We start from the raw sequence: 18,463 nt of genomic DNA, 5'->3' as shown, positions 1-18,463 counted from the left end.
GTCGCGACGCACTACAGATTCAATAGCACCGCGCCCCAGGTGAAGCCACCGCCCACGCCTTCCAGCATGAGGGTCTCACCCTTCTTCACCTTGCCCGAGCGCACGGCTTCGTCGAGCGCCAGCGGGATCGAGGCGGCCGAGGTGTTGCCGTGCTCGTGCACCGTGACGACCAGCTTTTCGCGCGGCAGCTTCAGCTTCTTGGCCGTGCCTTCCATGATGCGGATGTTGGCCTGGTGCGGGATCAGCCAGTCGATGTCGGCCTCGGTCTTGCCCGCCTTGGCGAGCGTGGCGCGCGCGGCGTCTTCGAGCACGCGGACCGCCAGCTTGAAGACGGCCTGGCCGTCCATGTGCAGCAGCGGCGTGCCGAGCACGTTGCCGCCCGACACATGGCCGGGCACGCACAGGATGCCGACGTGCTTGCCGTCGGCATGCAGGTCGCTGGCCAGGATGCCGGGCTCATCGGAAGCCTCGAGCACCACCGCGCCCGCGCCGTCGCCGAACAGCACACAGGTGGTGCGGTCGTTGAAGTCGAGGATGCGGGAGAACACTTCGGCGCCGATCACCAGCGCGCAGCGCGCGGTGCCCGTGCGGATCATCGCGTCGGCCACCGTCAGTGCGTAGACGAAACCGCTGCAGACCGCCTGGACGTCGAAGGCCGGGCAGCCGGCGATGCCAAGTTTGTGCTGGAGGATCGCGGCCGACGACGGGAACACCATGTCGGGCGTCGAGGTCGCGACGATGATCAGGTCGACGTCGCTCGCCTTGCGGCCGGCGGCTTCCAGCGCGTGCTTCGCGGCTTCGAGGCCGAGATCACTGCTGCTGACATCGGGCGCCGCGAAGTGGCGCGCGTGGATGCCGGTGCGCTCGACGATCCACTGATCGGAAGTTTCGATGCCGCGTGTCGCCAGATCCTTGGCAAGGTCGTCATTGGTGACGCGGCGGGGGGGCAGGTAGCTGCCGGTGCCGGTAATGCGCGAAAAAGGGGTCATCAAGCGTGAAGGGCTGTCGCGTCGGCCGGCACCGCCGACTCCTGCCGCGCTAGCAAAGGCGCGGCGTGGGCGATACGGGCCCGCACGCGATCGAGCAGGTTGTTGCGAGCGGCATCATAAGCGCGATCCAACGCATGGCCGAAAGCCACTTCGTCGGCCGAGCCATGGCTCTTGAACACCAGCCCGCGCAGGCCCAGCAAGGCCGCGCCGTTGTAGCGGCGGTGATCCAAGCGACCTTTAAACGCTTTTAGAACCGGGTAAGCAACAATAGCCGCCAGTTTCGTGAGAATGTTTCGCGAAAACTCGACGCGAATGAACTCGCCGATCATCGACGCGACGCCTTCGCTGGCCTTCAGCGCGACATTGCCGACAAATCCGTCGCACACGACGATGTCGGTCGTGCCCTTGAAAATGTCGTTCCCTTCGACGTTGCCGTAGAAGTTCAGATCCTTGGAGTTGGCAGCTGCACGCAGCAGTTGACTGGCCTTCTTGATGGTTTCGCTGCCCTTGATGGCTTCTTCACCAATATTGAGCAAACCGACCGAAGGCGATTCGTTGCCGGTCAATGCCGAAACGAGCGCCGAGCCCAGCACGGCGAACTGGAGCAGATCCTCAGCATCGCAATCGACGTTCGCACCGAGATCGAGCACGGTGGTCGCCCCACCCTTCACATTGGGCAGCTGGGGCGCAATGGCAGGACGATCGATGCCATCGAGCGTCTTGAGCAGATAGCGTGCGATCGCCATCAATGCACCCGTGTTACCAGCAGATATGGCCGCTTGCGCCGCGCCATCCTTGACCTGCTGGATCGCGACGCGCATCGAAGAGTCTTTCTTCTTGCGCAGGGCGATTTCGATGGGATCGTCCATGCCGACCACTTCGCTGGCCGGCACGATGCGGGCGCGTGGATGGTCGGCAAACCCCGCCAATGCGGCCGGCGCACCGACGAGCAGCAACGAGGCTTCGCTGTGCCGCTCGAGAAACGCGCGGCAGGCCGCGAGCGTGACACGCGGCCCATGGTCACCCCCCATGCAATCCACGGCGAGCGTGATTGCGGCGGGCGCAACAGTGAGTTCGGGAGAAAAAGGCGCAGCCATCAAAACAAAGGCCCGACGCTACAGCAAAAGTAGCTTCGGGCCTTGGCCTTGGGATTCGAGATCAGGCTTCGGACTTGTTCTTGAGCACCTGACGGCCGCGGTAGAAACCGTTCGGGCTGATGTGGTGGCGCAGGTGCGTTTCGCCGGTGGTGGGCTCGACAGCGATGCCGGGCACGCCCAGGGCGTTGTGGGAACGGTGCATGCCGCGCTTGGAAGGCGACTTCTTGTTTTGCTGGACGGCCATGATGGCTCCTGGACGGTTAGGTGGGTGACTGGATGCGGGCTCAAGCGGTGGCAATGAGGTGAAAGCTCCGGCGGCATGCATGGAATGCCACGTTCTGCCTTTGCCTTGTATGCATTGCTGCTCACGGCGGCGCGCGCGAAGCCCATGATTATAGCCCAGCCGGAGAGAAAGGGCTACTTGCCCTCTTCCGGCTTGCGCGGACGCAACGCGCCGAGCACGGCGAAGGGGTTCGGCTTGGCCTCTTCGGCCGCCTGAAAATCGTCGTCGCTGGACGACAGGCGCACCGGCGTCGGGCACACGCCGTGGACCGGCATGACGGGGATCTCCATCAGCAGTTCGTCCTCGATGAGCCCGCGCAGGTCGAAATCGCGGCTGACGACCAGCAGGTCTTCGTCGGACTCCTCGTCTTCCGCCTCGGCCGTGGCCTCATCGGCCACGAAACGGAACCAGCGGTCCACGAACAATTCGGTATCGACCGGCGACAGGCAGCGCTGGCAGACCAGGGGCACGGTGGTTTCGACATCCAGGTGCAGCCAGGGCGTCGCCTTGCCGTCGGCGCCGGGGCGCTCTTCGCCGGTCGCTTCCCAGCGGACCACGGCATCGGTGGCCGGCGTCGCCAGTTCGGCGACCAGGCGTGCGAAACCCGGGACCGGATCGGCACCATCCAGCGTGGCAGCCGCCGCGGTGAACGCGGGCACATTGAGCCTTTCGGGGGCAAATTCTCTCTTCATCCGTCCCAGTCTAGCGCGCCGGCCGGCCTCCCAGGCGAGCAACCCGTCGAGCCGGTCGGGTCCGGTCGCTCACGCACAATCGCTGCATGCAACGCACCGTGATCCTCGCCTCGACCTCGCGCTACCGGCGCGAACTGCTCACCCGCCTCCATTTGCCCTTCGAGGTGCACGCCCCCGAAGTCGACGAAACCCCGCTCGAAGGCGAGACGCCCCGCGCGCTGGCCGAGCGCCTGGCGCTGGAAAAGGCCAATGCCGTGGCCGCGCGCTTTCCTGAGGCGGTGGTGATCGGCTCCGACCAGGTCGCCGACCTGGCGGGCGAAGCGCTCGGCAAGCCCGGCGACCACGCACGGGCCACCGCCCAGCTGCGCCGCATGCGCGGCCAGACGCTGATCTTTCAGACCGCCGTGGCCGTCGTCTGCCATGCGACGGGCTTCGTCGAGCGCGACATCGCCCCCGTGCGCGTGGTGTTCCGCGACCTCTCGGACGCCGCCATCGAGCGCTATCTATTAGCGGAACAGCCCTACGACTGCGCCGGCAGCGCCAAGAGCGAGGGCTTCGGCATCGCGCTGCTCGACGCCATCGACAGCGACGATCCGACCGCGCTGGTCGGCCTGCCCCTGATCCGCACCTGCCGGATGCTGCGCGCCGCGGGGGTCGACCTGCTGTGACCGCCAAAGGCAAGCTCTACCTCGTCCCCGCGCCGCTCGATTTCGGCTGCGATCTCCAGGCCCCGCTGCAGGACGCCCTGCCGCTGGGCACGCTGCAGGCCGCCGCCGGCATCACGCACTGGATCTGCGAGAACGCCAAGTCGGCCCGCGCCTACCTGAAGCGCATCGATGCCGTCGTGCCACTGGCCGCGCCGCTACAGGCCCAGGACATCCAGGAACTGCCGCGCGAAGTGCACAAGAAAGGCGACCACGCCGGCCAGTTCGACGCCCGCCCGCTGCTGGCTGCCGCGCTCGCAGGCCACGACGTCGGCCTGCTGAGCGAAGCCGGCATGCCCGCCGTGGCCGACCCCGGCTCGTCGGTGGCGCGCGCCGCGCACGACCTGGGCATCACCGTCGTGCCGCTCACCGGCCCGGTGTCTTTGCTGCTGGCCCTCGCGGCAAGCGGCCTGAACGGACAGAACTTCGCCTTCGTCGGCTACCTGCCGCAGGACGGCGGCGAGCGCCAGGCGCGCATCCGCGAGCTCGAGGCGCTCGCACTCAAGACCGGCCAGACGCAGCTCTTCATCGAAACGCCGTACCGCAATGCCGCCCTGCTGCAGGCGCTGGTGCAGACGTTGCAGCACAACACCCGGCTCGCCATCGCGCGCGGCCTGACGCTCGCCACCGCGCAGGTGCGCAGCGAGACGGTGAAAGGCTGGCGCGCCGCCAAGCCGCAGGCCACGACCGACGAGCGCCTGCCCGCCGTGTTCGCGATCGGGCGCTGAGGGTGGGGCCGGGCGTCACGGCCGGTACGCGCGGGGCGTCGCGCGCCCAGTTCTTCGCGTCGGGCTTCATCTTCGCGACCTGGGGCGTGCACGTGCCGACAGTCAAGGCGCACTACGCCATCGACGAGGCGCAGCTCGGGCTCGCCATGCTCGCGGCGGGCGCTGGTGCGATGGTCGGCCTGACCAGCGCCGGGCGCTGGATCGGCCGCCACGGCCCGCGCCGCATGGCCGCGCTGTGCGGCTGCGTCTACGCACTGCTGATCGCCGGCCTGATCGCGATGCCCGGCTATGCCGCGCTGCTGGGCCTGCTGGCGGTGTTCGGCCTGGTCACCAGCGTGTTCGACGTGGCGATCAACACCGAGGCCGCACAGCTCGAGTTGCGCGGCAATCAGCCGTTGATGAGCGGCATGCACGGCATGTTCAGCCTCGGCGGCATGGTCGGTGCCGCAAGCGGCAGCGCGGCGCTGGCCGCCGGCATGGCGCCGCAGACCCACCTGTGGACGGTGGCCGTGGTGATGATCGGCGTGGTCGCGATCGCGGCAACGCGCATGCTGCCCACACCGGCTGCCCCCGCCGACGGCGCGGCCGCGGCAGACCACGGCTTTCGCCTGCCGCGCGGCGTGCTCGCGGTGCTCGGCGTGCTGGCCGCGTTGGGGCTGATCGCCGAGGGCGCCATTTACGACTGGAGCGTGCTCTACATGCAGCAGGAACTGGGCAGCCCGCAGCAGCAGGCCGCGCTGGCCTATGCGAGCTTTTCCGCCGCGATGGCGGCTGCGCGTTTCGGTGGCGACGCGATGCGCGCCCGTTTCTCACCCACGGCCTTGCTGCGCGGCAGCGGCCTGCTCGCGGCGGGGGCGATGACGTTGGTATTGCTGACCGACCTGCCCTGGCTCGCGCTGTTGGGCTTCGCCGGTGTCGGGGTCGGCTTCGCGAACGTGGTGCCGATCCTGTTCGGCGCCTCGGCCCGCGTACCGGGCGTGGCGCCTGCCAACGGCATCGCCGCCGTATCGGCCATTGCTTATTTGGGGTTCATGGCAGGGCCTGCGGTGATCGGCCTGCTGGCGCGGGTCAGTTCGCTGACCGCCGCGCTCTATGTGGTGGTGGCCTTTGCCGCCGCGCTGGCGGCCTCGGCCCGGTTCACCGGCAGCGGCGACAGCAGCGCCGCCTGACAAAAGCCGCGCTCAGCGCAGCGCCGGCGAGGTCTTCAGCGCACTCACCGAGGCCGCGCCCATGGCGGCACCGAACTTCTTGGCCAGCTTCTCGGCCACGTTGTCGCGGCGCGTGTAGTCGATGACTTCCTCCGCCTTGATCACCTCGCGTGCCACGAAGTCGACGTTGCCCAGCTGGTCGGCCAGGCCGAACTCGACGGCCTGCTCGCCGCTCCAGAACAGACCGCTGAACAGGCCCGGGGTGTCGAGCTTGAGGCGGTCGCCGCGGCCGGTCTTCACCACATTGATGAACTGCGTGTGGATCTGGTTGAGCATCGCCTGGGCATGCGCGCGCTGCGCGTCGTTCATCGGGCTGAACGGATCGAGGAAGCCCTTGTTTTCACCGGCCGTCAGCAGCCGGCGCTCGACGCCGACCTTTTCCATCACGCCGGTGAAGCCGAAGCCGTCCATCAGCACGCCGATGCTGCCGACGATGCTGGCCTTGTCGACGAAGATCTTGTCGGCGGCGGCGGCGATGTAGTACGCCGCCGAGGCGCAGGTCTCTTCGACCACCGCGTAGACCGGCTTCTTGTGCTTGGCCTTCAGGCGCTTGATCTCGTCGTTGATGATGCCGGCCTGCACCGGGCTGCCGCCGGGCGAGTTGATCAGCAGCACCACGCCCTTGGCGCCCTCGTCCTCGAAGGCCGTCTTCATGGCGGCGATCACGAACTCGGCACTGGCGTCACCGCCGTTGGCGATCTCGCCCTTGATCTCGACGACGGCCGTGTGGGCCGTGGTCTTGGCGGTGCTGGGCGTGCTGCGCGAGAACGCGAACCAGGCCAAGAACACGAAGAAGGCCAGCCAGCCCAGGCGCACGAAGGTCTTCCAGCGGCGCGTGGCCTTCTGCTCGTTCAGGGAGGCGAAGGCGAGCTTTTCGAGGGTGGCGCGCTCCCACCCGGGGCGCTGCGTGGGGTCTTGGGCCATGGTACGGGGGCTGTCTTGGGATGTCGTGAGGGGGACGGCCGGCTCCAGCGGTTCGAAACCCTGGGGTTCCCTGCGGTTCGGATCGGTCATGTCAGAAGGAAAGAGGTTGGAGGTTCCAGTCAGTATGCCAGTGCACCACGCCGTCTTCTTCGCTCAGCGCGATCTTCACGAGCCCGCCGCGGCACGGCCCGCCCGCGCATTCGCCGGTGTCGGGCTTGTAGACGGCGCCGTGGGTGGCGCACAGCAGCCACTGGCCGCTGTCGTCGAAGAAGCGGTCGGGCTGGAAGTCCATCTCCATCGCCACATGGCTGCAGCGGTTGAGGTACGCATGCGGCAGGCCCTCGAAACGCACTGCGAAGGCGCGACAGGTTTCGCCGCCGTGGACCACGTCGAAGGGCACGGCGTTGCCGCCCTCGACCAGGTCCGAGGCATTGCACAGCGGGATGCGCGAGTCGCTCATGCCTTGGCCCTCAGGCGTTGTCGAGCAGCCAGGCCTGCAGCTCGGCGATCGACTGCGCCACGTACAGCGGCTTGAATTCGTCGAAGGTCGACGACGCATGCGCGCCGAAGCCCACGCCCACGCTGGCACAGCCGGCGTTCTGCGCCAGCTGCAGGTCGTGCGTGGTGTCGCCGATCATCAGCGTGCGCTCGGCCGGCACGTCGAGCTCTTCCATGAGTTCGAGCAGCATGCGCGGATGCGGCTTGCCGAAGGTTTCGTCGGCGGTGCGCGAGGCGTCGAAGCGGTCGCGCAACGCCACCGTCTTCAGGGCCTCGTTGAGGCCGCGGCGCGACTTGCCCGTGGCCACGGCCAGCTTGTGGCCGCGCGCGCGCAGCGCATCGAGCATGGGCAGCACGCCGTCGAACAGCACGAGGTCGTCCTGGTGCTGCAGGAAGTGATAGCGGTAGCGGGCACCGAGCTCGGGGTACTTTTCCTTCGGCACGTCGGGCGCCGCGCGCGCGAGCGCCTCGGCCAGGCCCAGGCCGATCACCCAGGCGGCATCGTCCTCGCTGGGCTTGGCACCGCCGACATCGACCACGGCCGCCTGGATGCAGCGCACGATCAGGCGGGTGGAGTCGTAGAGCGTGCCGTCCCAGTCGAAGGCGATCAGGTCGAAGCGAGGGGAACGAACAGAGCTGGCGGAAGAATCAGTCATGGGCCGTGGGGGTGGGGTGTTGCGCCATCGCCTCGAGCGCCGCACGCGACATCAGCGCATGCAGCTCGGGCGGCAGTCCGGCCTGCAGCGCGATGCGCTCGCCGCTGGCCGGGTGGTTGAATTGCAGCCGCCACGCATGCAGGAACATGCGCTTGAGGCCGAGTTTGTGCAAGGCACGTTGCCGATCGGACTCGCCATATTTGTCGTCGCCGGCAATCGGATGCCCGGCCGAGGCCAGGTGCACGCGGATCTGGTGGGTGCGCCCGGTCTTGATGGTCACCGCCAGCAATGACAGCGGCGTGGCGTCGCCCGGCAGGCTGAGGCGAGCCAGCACGCGCACCAGCGTGACGGCGCGCATGGCGTCGGGGTGGTCCTTGGCGACCACGCGCACGCGGCGTTCGCCGGCACCGGCGCCCGAACCGTCGGGCAGCAGGTACTTGGCCAGCGGCGCGTCGAGCACCTTCTTGTTGGCGGGCCAGTCGCCTTCGACCAGCGCCAGGTAGGTCTTGCCGGTTTCGCGCTCGCGAAACTGGTCCTGCAATGCCACCAGTGCGCTGCGCTTCTTGGCGACCAGCAGGATGCCGGAGGTTTCGCGGTCGAGCCGGTGCACCAGTTCCAGGAACTTGGCGCCCGGACGCGCCGTGCGCAATTGTTCGATCACGCCGAAGCTCACGCCGCTGCCGCCGTGCACCGCGACACCGGCGGGCTTGTCGATGGCCAGCACGGCCTCGTCTTCGAGCAGCACGGGAAACTCGCGCGCCGGCGCGGGCGGCGTGGCGCCCTCTTCGGCGCGCGGCGATATGCGGACCGGCGGAATCCGGACCAAGTCACCGTCTTCGATGCGGGTCTCAGCCTGGGCCCGGCCCTTGTTGATGCGCACTTCGCCCGACCGGATGATCCGGTAGACGTGCGTCTTCGGCACGCCTTTCAGATGGCGAAACAGGAAGTTGTCGAGCCGCTGCCCAGCAGATTCGGCGTCAACGGTCAGGAAGTGGATGGCGGCGTGCGGCGTGCCGGTGTCAGCGCCCGCGGGTCGATCCGCGGGATTTGGAGCCCCCGCGGGGCTTTTCTTCGCACCTATAATGTTTTTCACCAGCGCGGTCGTGTAAGTGCTTGATTAGACAGAAGTTTAGAGCACTGACGACCATGCTGTGAGGTCGATGCCGCTTTGGCGTCCAGCCCGCAAACCCCGCGCAATCGCGCAAAGTGGCAGGCCAGGCACCCAAGTCAAGCCGACACCCACGAAACACCGATACGGAATACCCAGCCTGCAGCTTCCAAGCTGCAGGCGGATCGAAGCGAGTCCCTTGTTGTGTTGATGCTGCTGATTCAAATATGCCTGCGCTGGTCGACTTGGTTTCGACCAGTCGCCTCAGGCATTGAATCGCCCGCAGTGCGCGCCACCCTTGCGCAACCGGCTGTCAAAAAGGCAGCCACCCAACACCGAATCTGGCTCGCGCCCATCCACGCGCCCCCACCCCGGCTGTCTTCTTGAGCTGACGCTCGAGAGGCCTGCTCGCGCCTGGCGCGGCAGTCACAGCATCCGGGGCCAAGCGGCAATTCCCTGGTTTCGCGGGCGTCGTCCGTGCATCGTTGGCTCGTCATGAGCCGGTAGAACGATACATATAAGGACAACGCATCATGAAGCGGATGCTGATCAATGCCACGCAGGCCGAAGAACGCCGCCTGGCCATCGTCGACGGGCAGAAACTGCTCGACTACGAAATCGAAATCGAAGGGCGCGAACAGCGCAAGGGCAACATCTACAAGGCGGTCGTGACCCGCGTCGAGCCGTCGCTCGAAGCCTGTTTCGTCGACTACGGCGAAGACCGCCACGGCTTCCTGCCGTTCAAGGAAATCTCCAAGCAGTACTTCGCCGAAGGCGTGTCGGCCAGCCAGGCCCGCATCCAGGACGTGATCCGTGAAGGCCAGGAACTCACCGTCCAGGTCGAAAAGGAAGAACGCGGCAACAAGGGCGCCGCCCTCACCACCTTCATCTCGCTGGCCGGCCGCTATGTCGTGCTGATGCCCAACAACCCCCGTGGCGGTGGCGTGTCGCGCCGCATCGAGGGCGACGACCGCGCCGAGCTCAAGGAGGCGATGGACCAGCTCGAGTACCCGAAGGGCATGAGCATCATCGCGCGCACCGCCGGCATCGGCCGCTCGGCGCCCGAACTCCAGTGGGACCTGAACTACCTGCTCAAGCTGTGGACCGCCATCGACGGCGCAGCCAAGGGCGGCAAGGGCGCCTTCCTGATCTACCAGGAATCGTCGCTCGTCATCCGCGCCATCCGTGATTACTTCAATCACGACATCGGCGACATCCTGATCGACACCGACGACATCTACGACCAGGCGCAGCAGTTCATGGCGCACGTCATGCCCGAGCATGCCGCCCGCGTGAAGCGCTACCGCGACGACGCGGCCCTGTTCAGCCGCTTCCAGATCGAACACCAGATCGAATCGGCCTACGCCCGCACCGTGCAGCTGCCCTCGGGCGGCGCCATCGTGATCGACCACACCGAAGCACTGGTCTCGGTCGACGTGAACTCGGCCCGCGCCATCAAGGGCGGCGACATCGAAGAAACCGCCACCCGCACCAACCTCGAAGCCGCCGACGAAGTGGCCCGCCAGATGCGCCTGCGCGACCTGGGCGGCCTGATCGTCATCGACTTCATCGACATGGACGAGTCGAAGAACCGCCGCGAAGTCGAAAGCCGCCTGCGCGACGCGCTGCGCCAGGACCGCGCCCGCGTGCAGTTCGGTTCGATCAGCAAGTTCGGCCTGATGGAAATGAGCCGCCAGCGCCTGAAGCCGGCGCTGAGCGAAGGTTCGTCGATCCCCTGCCCCCGTTGCGGCGGCTCGGGCCACATCCGCGACACCGAATCGAGCGCGCTGCAGATCCTGCGCATCATTCAGGAAGAGTCCATGAAGGACAACACGGCCGCCGTGCATGTGCAGGTGCCCGTGGAAGTCGCTTCGTTCCTGCTGAACGAAAAGCGCCCCGAAATCGCCAAGATCGAGCTCAAGCAGCGCGTCACCGTGCTGATGGTGCCCAACAAGACGCTCGAAACGCCGAACTACAAGCTCGAGCGCCTGAAGCACGACGACCCGCGCCTGGATCACATCGAAGCCAGCTACAAGATGGCCGACGAGATCGAAGACCCGACCTCGGTCACGCGCCGTTCGCAAGAACCCACCAACAAGCAGACGCCGGTCATCAAGGGCGTGCTGCCCGACGCACCCGCGCCGGTGGTGCCGCCCAAGCCCGAAGCGGTGCGCGCTGCGCCCGCTCCCGCCCCGGTGGCCCCGCCCGCGGTGGTCGCTCCGGCCCCGGCACAGACCGGCTTCATGGCCTGGATCAAGAGCTTCTTCGGCGGCGCCTCGCCGGCGCCCGCACCGGCACCGGCGCCCAGCGCCATTCCGGTCGAAGCACCGAAGCCCCGCCGCGAAGGCGGTCGCCCGGGCCGTGACGGCGAAACGCGCGGTGCACGTGGCGCCGACGGCGAACAGCGCCGCGGCGGACGCGGCGGCGAAGGCCGTGGCGAAGGCGGCGGCCGTTCGGGTGGACGCGACGGCGACCGCCGTGGCGGACGCGGTGGCGAGCGCCGTGAAGGCGGCGAACGCCGCGGCGAGGCTCGCAACAACGAGCAGCGCAACGACAGCACCAACCCGGCACGCGAGCAACGCGAGCCCCGTGAAGCACGCGCACCGCGCGACGGCGAACAACGCCGTGGCGGTCGCGGCGAGCGCCGCGAAGGTGGCGAAGGCCGCAACGCACCGGCCGAAGCCCTGCTCGACGGCAACCTGAACCTCGACGCGCAACAACAACAGCAGCCGGCACCCGGCGGCGACGAGAACGGCAATGCCGCAGCGGAACGCGCACCGCGCGCCCGCGGCGAGCGCCGTGAACGTGGCGAGCGTGGTGAACGTGGCGGCGAACGCAACGAGCGCGGTGAGCGCAACGGCGACGCGCAGCAGCAACAGCCGCGCGACGAAGCCACCGCCGGCGACGGCGAGCGCCAGCCCCGCAACGGCCGTGGCGACGAGTCGCGCGGCCCGCGCGGCGAGCGCAACGACGGCCGCCGCGAGCGCCGCAACGACGCGCCTGCCGCCAACGAAGGCGACGCACGCGTGGCCGAATCGGCTGCCGCTGGCGATGCCGAGCAAGGCAGCAACGAAGGCAACGAGCAGCAAGCCCCGCGCCGCGAAGGCGAAGAGCGCCGCGGCCGTTCGCGCGACCGCTACGGCCGTGACCGCCGCGAACGCGGTCCGCGTGACGACGCCGGCAACGGTGGCAACGAAGCCAACGGCGCAGACGCCGCACCGGTCGCCGAAGGCGCCGTGGCTGCCGAAGCCCAGGCCGAGCGCCAGCCGCAGCAGCAACTGCCACTGGTGGCGGAAGCCGCTGCCGTGGCTGTGGTGGCCACCGCTGTCGAAGTGCGCGAACCTGCACCGCAGGTGCAAGAGCAGCCGCGCTTCGAGCGCCCCGCGGCCCCCGCACCGGCCCCTGTCGCAGCTGCGCCCATCGTGGTCGAAGCCCCGGCCAAGCCCGCAGCCGCAGCGCCCGCCGGCAACGGCCGCGCACTGCCCAAGGTGCAGGCCTTCGAACTGCCGCTGAACGAACTCGCGCAGATCGCAGAAAGCTCGGGCCTGCAGTGGGTCAACTCGGATGCCGAACGCATCGCGCAGGCGCGCGCCGCGATCGCCGCCGAGCCGAAGCCGGTGCACGTGCCGCGCGAACGCCCGCCGGTGATCGTGCTCGACGAAGGTCCGCTGGTGCTGGTCGAAACCCGCCGCGACCTCGGTTCGATGTCGCTGCCGTTCGAACAGCAGCAACAGCAGCCGCAGGAACAGCAGCGCTCGCTCTGAGCCCTGCTCCCTCGCAAATGAAAACGGCGCCTTCGTGGCGCCGTTTTTTTTGCTTCGGAGTTCAGGCCTGCTGCGGCAGTGCCTCGACGCCGGGCAGGTCCGGCATCTCCAGGATCAGTTGCCCGAAGCGGCAGGCGCACGGCGTCTTGCCGTTCTCGCTCCAGATCAGCGAGAAGTTCACGCTCGGCAGCGGCGGTAGGCCGTAGCGGCCGTCGACGATCTTCATGCCCGGCTCCACCTCCTCGCGCGTGAGCACCGTCACCGCCAGCCCCGCCAGCACCGCCGCGCGAATGCCCTGCGGGCTGGCCGAGGTGAAGACCACGTGCCAGTCGAGCGACGACGTGAGGTCGAGCGCCGACCCGGCCACCTGCCGGTTGACGCACGGCTTCGGAAAGAAGGCCAGCGGCAGCGACGCGCCCTTCGGCGCCTCGAAGGCCTCGGCCGCGGCCCACACCAGTTGCGTGCGCCGCAGGCAGGTGCCCTCCACCACGTCGGGCGGCGACATCACGACCGCGAGGTCGAGCTCGCCGGCGCGGATGGCCGCGCGCAAGTCGGTGTGCATGCTCACGCAGACCTCCATGCGCACCGCCGGGAACCCGCGCGCGAACTGCGAGAGCAGCGGCGGCAGGCGATCGCCCATGAAGTTGTCCGGCACGCCGAAACGCACCACGCCCGAGATCGGCGAGGGCTGGAAGCGCCGCGTCATCGCGTCGAGCGTGTCCAGGATCTGCGTCGCGTAGCGCAGGAAGTCTTCACCGTCCTCGGTCACCGCGAGGCGGCGCGTCGTGCGGTGCAGCAGCGGCCGGCCCACCTGCTCTTCGAGCTTGCGGATCTGGTGGCTGATGGCCGACTGGGTCAGGTGCAGGCGCTCGGCGGCGCGCGTGAAGCCGCCGGTTTCCTTGACGGCCACGAAGGCGCGCAACAGCGTGGGGTCGAAGTCCATGGGGAGTTTTGATCAATGATGTTTCCTAATGAATTCTAGGAAATCAAATCATTTCCATCATGAAGAGGGTTTCACCAGAATCGGCCGCTCTGCCTTTTTGGAAACCGTGCGATGTCTCTCTCCCCTGCCGGCAAGAACCGGATCGCCCTGTCCGCGGTCTGCCTCATTGCCTTGATGTTCGGCCTGGAAATCTCCAGCGTGCCGGTCATTCTTCCCACGCTCGAAAAATCACTGCATGGCGACTTCAGCGACATGCAGTGGATCATGAACGCCTACACCATCGCCTGCACCACGGTGCTGATGGCCGCCGGCACGCTGGCCGACCGCTACGGCCGCAAGCGCGTGCTGATCGTCGGCGTGGTGCTGTTCGGCGCCACCTCGCTGGCGTGCGGCATCGCGGGCAACGCGCCGGTGCTGATCGTCAGCCGCTTCCTGCAGGGCCTGGCCGGCGGCGCGATGCTGATCTGCCAGCTCGCGGTGCTCTCGCACCAGTTCCAGGAAGGCAAGGAGCGCAGCAAGGCCTTCGCCATCTGGGGCGTGGTGTTCGGCATGGGCCTGGGCTTCGGGCCGATCGTCGGCGGCGCGATCGTCGCGCTGTCGAGCTGGCAATGGGTGTTCCTGGTCCATGTGCCGCTGGCCGTGGTGGCGCTGGCACTCGTGATGGGCAGCGTGGAAGAGTCCAGCGACCCCGATGCGAAGCGGCTCGACCTGCCGGGCATCGTCACGCTGTCGCTCGCGGTGTTCGGCCTCACGTACTTCATCACGCAGGGGCCGGGCCTTGGGTTCGCGAGCCCCGTGGCCATCAGCATCCTCGTGGCGACGCTGGCCTGCTTCGCGGTCTTCGTGTGGGTCGAGAAGATCAACCCGCACCCGATGTTCGACTTCTCGGTGTTCCGCATCCGCAACTTCTCGGGCTCGATCGTCGGCTCCATCGGCATGAACTTCAGCTTCTGGCCGTTCATGATCTACCTGCCGATCTACTTCCAGAGCGGCCTGGGCTACGACGCCGTCACGGCCGGCTCGGCGCTGCTGGCCTACACGCTGCCCACGCTCGTGCTGCCGCCGCTGGCCGAGCGGCTGTCGATGCGCTACCGGCCCGGCGTGGTCATTCCGGCGGGGCTGTTCGTGATCGGCCTGGGCTTCGTCGCGATGCGTTGGGGCAGCGGCGTGGCGAATGCGAGCTGGCTCACGCTGCTGCCCGGCTGCCTGCTGGCCGGCATCGGGCTGGGGCTGACGAACACGCCCGTGACCAACACCACCACCGGCTCGGTGTCGAGCGCGCGCGCGGGCATGGCCTCGGGCATGGACATGAGCGCGCGGCTGATCACGCTGGCCGTGAACATCGCGCTGATGGGGTTCCTGCTGCTCGAAGGAATTCACTCGCATCTGAAGAGCGCCCTGTCGGCATCGCTCGATGCAGAGCAGCTGCGCGCGCTGGCCGAGAAGGTCGCGGCAGGCAGCTTCGCCTCGCTGCCCGAGCATTTCCCGGCGCTGGCGCAGGCCGACCCGTCGGGCGCCGCCGTGCATGCGGCGCTGGTGCACAGCTTCGGCTGGGTGATGCTCTACGGCGGGATCGGGGTGTGGGTGCTGGCCGGCTTCAGCCTGCTGATCTTCGGCAACGGCAAGCCGTCGGTGCGAACGACGGGCCTGGCGACCGCCAAGGAATCCGCGTGCTCTTGAAGCCGGCGGACTGAGGCAACGCTCAGGGCGTGCTGTCGACCTGCGCCGCGCGCTTCCACGCGTCGGCAGCCTGCGCGTGGTCTTCGCGCGCCTCGGCCAGCTGGGCCAGCGCGAGCCAGGCGCGCCGGTAGAGGTCGGGGTCTTGCAAACCGAGCCCGGCCTGCGTGAGCAGCTGCTGGGCCTTGCCCCACAGCTGGCGTTTCATGCAGGCCATGCCGGCGAGGTACTGCAGGTTGGCGTCGCGCGGGTTGTTGCGCTGCGCGCTTTCGATGCGCGCGAGCCAGTCGGCGTCGACCGAGTCGAGCCCCGCCTCGAGCGCGCGCGTGAGCTTCACGCGCAGCCCGTCGCCAAGGCCGCGCGGGTTCGCCACCATGCGCTCCCAGGCCGGCAGCAGCCAGCCGCGTGCCAGCGCCAGGTCACCGCGCAGCGCGACCATGCGCTGGGCCGCGTGGATGGCCACCTCGGGCATCTGGCGCTCGGCCGAATCGAGTTCGGACCATGCGCGCAGCAGCTGCGCCGGATCGTGCGCGCCCGTCAGCAGCTCGGTCGCGAGGCCGCGCACGATGCTTTGCGCCGCCGCGTCGGAGAAGGCGCGGTGCTTGGCCAGCAGGCGCGCGGTGTCGAGCGCCTCGACCGTGCGACGGTCCTGCCGCGCGGCCTTGAGGCGCAGCCGCAGCGCCAGCGTGCGACGTTGCGCGCCCTGCGGCAGTTCTTCGAGCCGTGCGAGCGCGGCCGTGGGGTCGCGGTCGTCGAGCGCCCAGCGCGCGGCGCGCAGCTGCACGCCTTCGCGGGTTTCAGGGCTCGCGAGCACGGTGCGGTCGGCGCTTTCGTTGAGGGCCTGCTGCAGATGCGCGTCGCGCGCGGCCTTGTCCTGCAGGGCCTGCGCGCTTTCGGCGGCCAGCAGGTGCGACAGCACACGCACCTGCTGCGCCTGCGGCAGCTCGGCGCCGAGCGCGGCCAGTGTTTTTTCCTGCGTGAGCGCAGCTTGCGCGGCCTTGCGGGCGCGCGAGAAGCGGCCGGCGATCAGCTGCACCATCGCATCGAGCAAGGCGGAGTGCAGCATGCGTTCCTTCTGCTGCAGCCGCCAGTGGCGCGCCTGCGTGGGCAGCGAGAACAGCGCCGCGAGCGCGCGCAACGCGACGTGCAGCAGCACGAAGGTCAGCAGCAGGATCACGAGCACGAGGTTCAGCGAGAGATCGACCCGCCACGGCGGCCAGAACACGGTGATCGTGCCCTGGTTGTTGCCGGCGAACAGCGCCACCGCCGCAGCGACGGCGAACAGCGCGAGGAGCCAGATTGCAGCGCGCATGAACGGATCAGCGCCCTGCGGCCGCGGTGGTCAGCGCGGCCAGCGTGTCGTCGATGCGCACCGGCTCCGTGCTGCGCACGAGCTGCTGCAACTGCTGCAGTTGCGTGGCCGCGGCCTGCGTGCGGCGCGAGGCCGGATCGAAATAGCGGTTGAGCGATGTGGTGACCTGGCCCAGTTCGCCGCGCGCGGCGTCCATCTGGCGCGACAGCAGCGACAGCCGCGCGTTGAGCAGCTTGAGCTTGAGGTTCTCGCGCAGGAAGTACGACTGCTCGGGCGCCAGCAGCACGGCCTCGGGGCTCTCGATGCGGCCCACGCGCACCAGCGAACGGGCTTCGCCGCGGATGGTCAGCAGCACGCGCTGCCACCAGGGCGCATCGGCCGGAATGGGTTCGGGCCGCCAGGCGTTGACGCCGTTGCCGCGCACGGCCACCGCGTTCAGCGTGGGCAGGTCGTCCACGCTGCGCACCAGTTCGTCGAGCTTTTGCAGGGCTTCGGCGCTGTCGGTGCTGGCGCTGCTGCGCAGGCGGTCGGCATCGCGCTGCATGGCGCGCTGCACGGGCGCGAGCCGCGGTTGCGCGGCGCGTGCGATGCGCAGGTCGCCGGCCTTGAGCGCGGCGAGCAGCGGCTCGAGGCTGCCGGTGACCTGCGCCTGCTGCAGCGCGAGGCGCACGGCGGATTCGATGTCGATCACCAGGTTCTCGTCGCGCGAACGCGAGAGGCTTTGAATGAGTTCTTCGAGCTGCGAGCGCTGCAACGCGACTTCGGCCACGCGGGTCTCGATGAGGGCCACGCGGGCGGCGGCGTCGCGCACCGTGTCGCTGGCCTGGCGGGCCAGCGTGCGCGCTTCCATCGACTGGGCGGTGGCCTCGGCGCTCTGGCGCGCGAGCTGTTCCTTCATGCCGCCGACCTTCTGCCACAGCGCGATGGTCGACAGCAGCGCGATCAGCGCCACGAGGGCCACGAGGCCCATGCCGATGCGCGCCAGCAGGGTGGCCGCGGCCGCCTGGGCGGCGGGCGTCTGGTGCGGCGCCACCGTGGCGGGCACCTGCACCGGGGCGGCGGAAGGGGGAGAAAGGTCGTCGGACGGGGACGCGGCGCTCATGCGAAGGATTCTATCGACGCGATCAGCGCTTCCCGCAGGGGTGTGCAGACACGCAACGCCCCGAAACCCGCAGCCTGCGCGGCTTCGCCGATGCGTGCATGGGTGGCGATGGCACGCGCGGCCTGCCACGAAGTGCCCGGCATGGCGCGCTGCAGGTTGCCGATGGCTTCCGAGCTGCTGAAGAGCCAGATGCCGTGTCCGGCGGCGGCTTCGGTCGCGATGCGGCGTTGCGCCTCGTCGAGCGCGGGCGCCAAACGCCGGTAGGCCACGACGGTGTCGCGCACACCGCCGGCGGCGTCGATCTCGCGGGCCAGCCATTGGCGGCCGGCCGGCTGGCCGGCTTCGTCGCCGCCGCGCACGATGAGCACGCGCACGCCCGGCGACACCTGCCCGTGGGCCAGCGCCCACAGCGCCTCGGAGTCGAAGCGCGTGGCGCCGGGTGGCGGGGCGTCGATGGCGGCGGGCGGCACGCCGGCGCGCAGCAGTGCGCGCTCGGTGCCGGGGCCGGTGGCCCAGAAGCGGCAACCGGCGAGGGCCGAGCTGCCCCGGTGCTGGAAGAAGTGGTCGACGGCGGTGGCGCTCACGAACATCAGCGCCGCGTAGTCCGCGAGCCGCGCCCAGGCGGCGCGCAGCGGCTCCACATCGAGTGCAGGCGCAATGGCGATCAGCGGCAGCGCCACGGCCTCGAGCCCGGCCGACTGGAAATCACGAACCCACGCCGCCGCTTCGTGCGCGGGCCGCGTGACGATGACAGGCCCCGCGCGCATCGCTCGACGCC

17 protein-coding genes are annotated in these 18,463 nt (G+C 69.0%); 5 read left to right on the top strand and 12 right to left on the bottom strand.

The genetic code is table 11. The features are described from left to right. Positions 1–11: 11 nt before the first annotated feature. The 4 genes from AC1RLW_RS13035 to AC1RLW_RS13020 form a co-directional block, all read right to left on the bottom strand. The gene (locus AC1RLW_RS13035; RefSeq protein WP_070062242.1) at positions 12–989 is read right to left on the bottom strand and encodes a beta-ketoacyl-ACP synthase III; all 978 of its coding nucleotides are present in this window, start codon (positions 987–989) and stop codon (positions 12–14) included. After that, on the bottom strand, positions 989–2,086 hold the full coding sequence (plsX, locus tag AC1RLW_RS13030; protein WP_307586658.1) for a phosphate acyltransferase PlsX: 1,098 nt from the start codon (positions 2,084–2,086) through the stop codon (positions 989–991). Before plsX ends, AC1RLW_RS13035 begins: the two co-directional genes overlap by 1 nt. A 61-nt stretch (positions 2,087–2,147) precedes the next feature. Next, positions 2,148–2,330: a 50S ribosomal protein L32 gene (gene rpmF / locus AC1RLW_RS13025; protein WP_057592299.1), complete on the bottom strand. Its 183-nt coding sequence runs from the start codon at positions 2,328–2,330 to the stop codon at positions 2,148–2,150. A gap of 173 nt (positions 2,331–2,503) precedes the next feature. Then, a complete protein-coding gene (locus AC1RLW_RS13020) occupies positions 2,504–3,061 on the bottom strand; it encodes a YceD family protein (RefSeq protein WP_493193962.1) in 558 nt (185 codons plus the stop codon). A gap of 86 nt (positions 3,062–3,147) precedes the next feature. Here AC1RLW_RS13020 and AC1RLW_RS13015 point away from each other — a divergent pair, with 86 nt between their 5' ends. The 3 genes from AC1RLW_RS13015 to AC1RLW_RS13005 are packed head-to-tail and all read left to right on the top strand — an operon-like array spanning position 3,148 to position 5,662. Continuing rightward, on the top strand, positions 3,148–3,729 hold the full coding sequence (locus tag AC1RLW_RS13015; protein ID WP_493193341.1) for a Maf family protein: 582 nt from the start codon (positions 3,148–3,150) through the stop codon (positions 3,727–3,729). Next, complete coding sequence (locus tag AC1RLW_RS13010) at positions 3,726–4,493, top strand: SAM-dependent methyltransferase (RefSeq protein ID WP_139140261.1); 768 nt, start codon at positions 3,726–3,728, stop codon at positions 4,491–4,493. The genes AC1RLW_RS13015 and AC1RLW_RS13010 overlap by 4 nt, the downstream gene beginning before the upstream one ends. Before the next feature lie 2 nt (positions 4,494–4,495). After that, positions 4,496–5,662, top strand: coding sequence for an MFS transporter (locus tag AC1RLW_RS13005; protein ID WP_493193339.1), 1,167 nt, complete (start codon positions 4,496–4,498; stop codon positions 5,660–5,662). Positions 5,663–5,674: 12 nt separating this feature from the next. On the opposite strand, the gene AC1RLW_RS13000 is transcribed toward AC1RLW_RS13005, so the two are convergent. From AC1RLW_RS13000 to AC1RLW_RS12985, 4 genes are read right to left on the bottom strand one after another with little or no spacing between them, the layout of a single operon-like run. Then, positions 5,675–6,715, bottom strand: a complete 1,041-nt coding sequence (locus tag AC1RLW_RS13000) for a S49 family peptidase (RefSeq protein ID WP_095949576.1) — start codon at positions 6,713–6,715, stop codon at positions 5,675–5,677. A 1-nt stretch (position 6,716) separates the two neighbouring features. Beyond that, complete coding sequence (locus AC1RLW_RS12995; RefSeq protein ID WP_070062237.1) at positions 6,717–7,085, bottom strand: Rieske (2Fe-2S) protein; 369 nt, start codon at positions 7,083–7,085, stop codon at positions 6,717–6,719. Between the two features lie 10 nt (positions 7,086–7,095). Then, complete coding sequence (locus AC1RLW_RS12990; protein ID WP_070062236.1) at positions 7,096–7,779, bottom strand: HAD family hydrolase; 684 nt, start codon at positions 7,777–7,779, stop codon at positions 7,096–7,098. Next, a complete protein-coding gene (locus tag AC1RLW_RS12985) occupies positions 7,772–8,872 on the bottom strand; it encodes an RluA family pseudouridine synthase (protein WP_062475576.1) in 1,101 nt (366 codons plus the stop codon). Before AC1RLW_RS12985 ends, AC1RLW_RS12990 begins: the two co-directional genes overlap by 8 nt. Before the next feature lie 548 nt (positions 8,873–9,420). Here AC1RLW_RS12985 and AC1RLW_RS12980 point away from each other — a divergent pair. After that, the gene (locus tag AC1RLW_RS12980) at positions 9,421–12,651 is read left to right on the top strand and encodes an Rne/Rng family ribonuclease (RefSeq protein WP_493193336.1); all 3,231 of its coding nucleotides are present in this window, start codon (positions 9,421–9,423) and stop codon (positions 12,649–12,651) included. A 61-nt stretch (positions 12,652–12,712) separates the two neighbouring features. Here AC1RLW_RS12980 and AC1RLW_RS12975 read toward each other — a convergent pair whose 3' ends face one another. After that, positions 12,713–13,594 (bottom strand): LysR family transcriptional regulator, encoded by an 882-nt coding sequence (locus tag AC1RLW_RS12975; protein WP_492732019.1) that lies wholly within the window; start codon positions 13,592–13,594, stop codon positions 12,713–12,715. A 111-nt stretch (positions 13,595–13,705) separates the two neighbouring features. Between AC1RLW_RS12975 and AC1RLW_RS12970 the strand changes: the two genes are divergently transcribed. After that, on the top strand, positions 13,706–15,274 hold the full coding sequence (locus tag AC1RLW_RS12970; protein ID WP_493193335.1) for an MFS transporter: 1,569 nt from the start codon (positions 13,706–13,708) through the stop codon (positions 15,272–15,274). Positions 15,275–15,296: 22 nt separating this feature from the next. Here AC1RLW_RS12970 and AC1RLW_RS12965 read toward each other — a convergent pair whose 3' ends face one another. The 3 genes from AC1RLW_RS12965 to AC1RLW_RS12955 are packed head-to-tail and all read right to left on the bottom strand — an operon-like array spanning position 15,297 to position 18,452. Next, entirely contained in the window at positions 15,297–16,583 is a 1,287-nt protein-coding gene (locus tag AC1RLW_RS12965) for a heme biosynthesis protein HemY (RefSeq protein WP_159275620.1), read from the bottom strand. Positions 16,584–16,590: 7 nt separating this feature from the next. Beyond that, complete coding sequence (locus AC1RLW_RS12960) at positions 16,591–17,685, bottom strand: uroporphyrinogen-III C-methyltransferase (RefSeq protein ID WP_062482753.1); 1,095 nt, start codon at positions 17,683–17,685, stop codon at positions 16,591–16,593. Then, on the bottom strand, positions 17,682–18,452 hold the full coding sequence (locus AC1RLW_RS12955) for a uroporphyrinogen-III synthase (protein WP_493193333.1): 771 nt from the start codon (positions 18,450–18,452) through the stop codon (positions 17,682–17,684). The genes AC1RLW_RS12960 and AC1RLW_RS12955 overlap by 4 nt, the downstream gene beginning before the upstream one ends. Positions 18,453–18,463: the final 11 nt, after the last annotated feature.

The sequence above is a fragment of the Variovorax sp. GW822-FHT04A09 genome, assembly GCF_058801005.1.
Note: the sequence above shows the minus strand (reverse complement) of the source record. Positions and strands in the feature narration are given on the sequence as shown.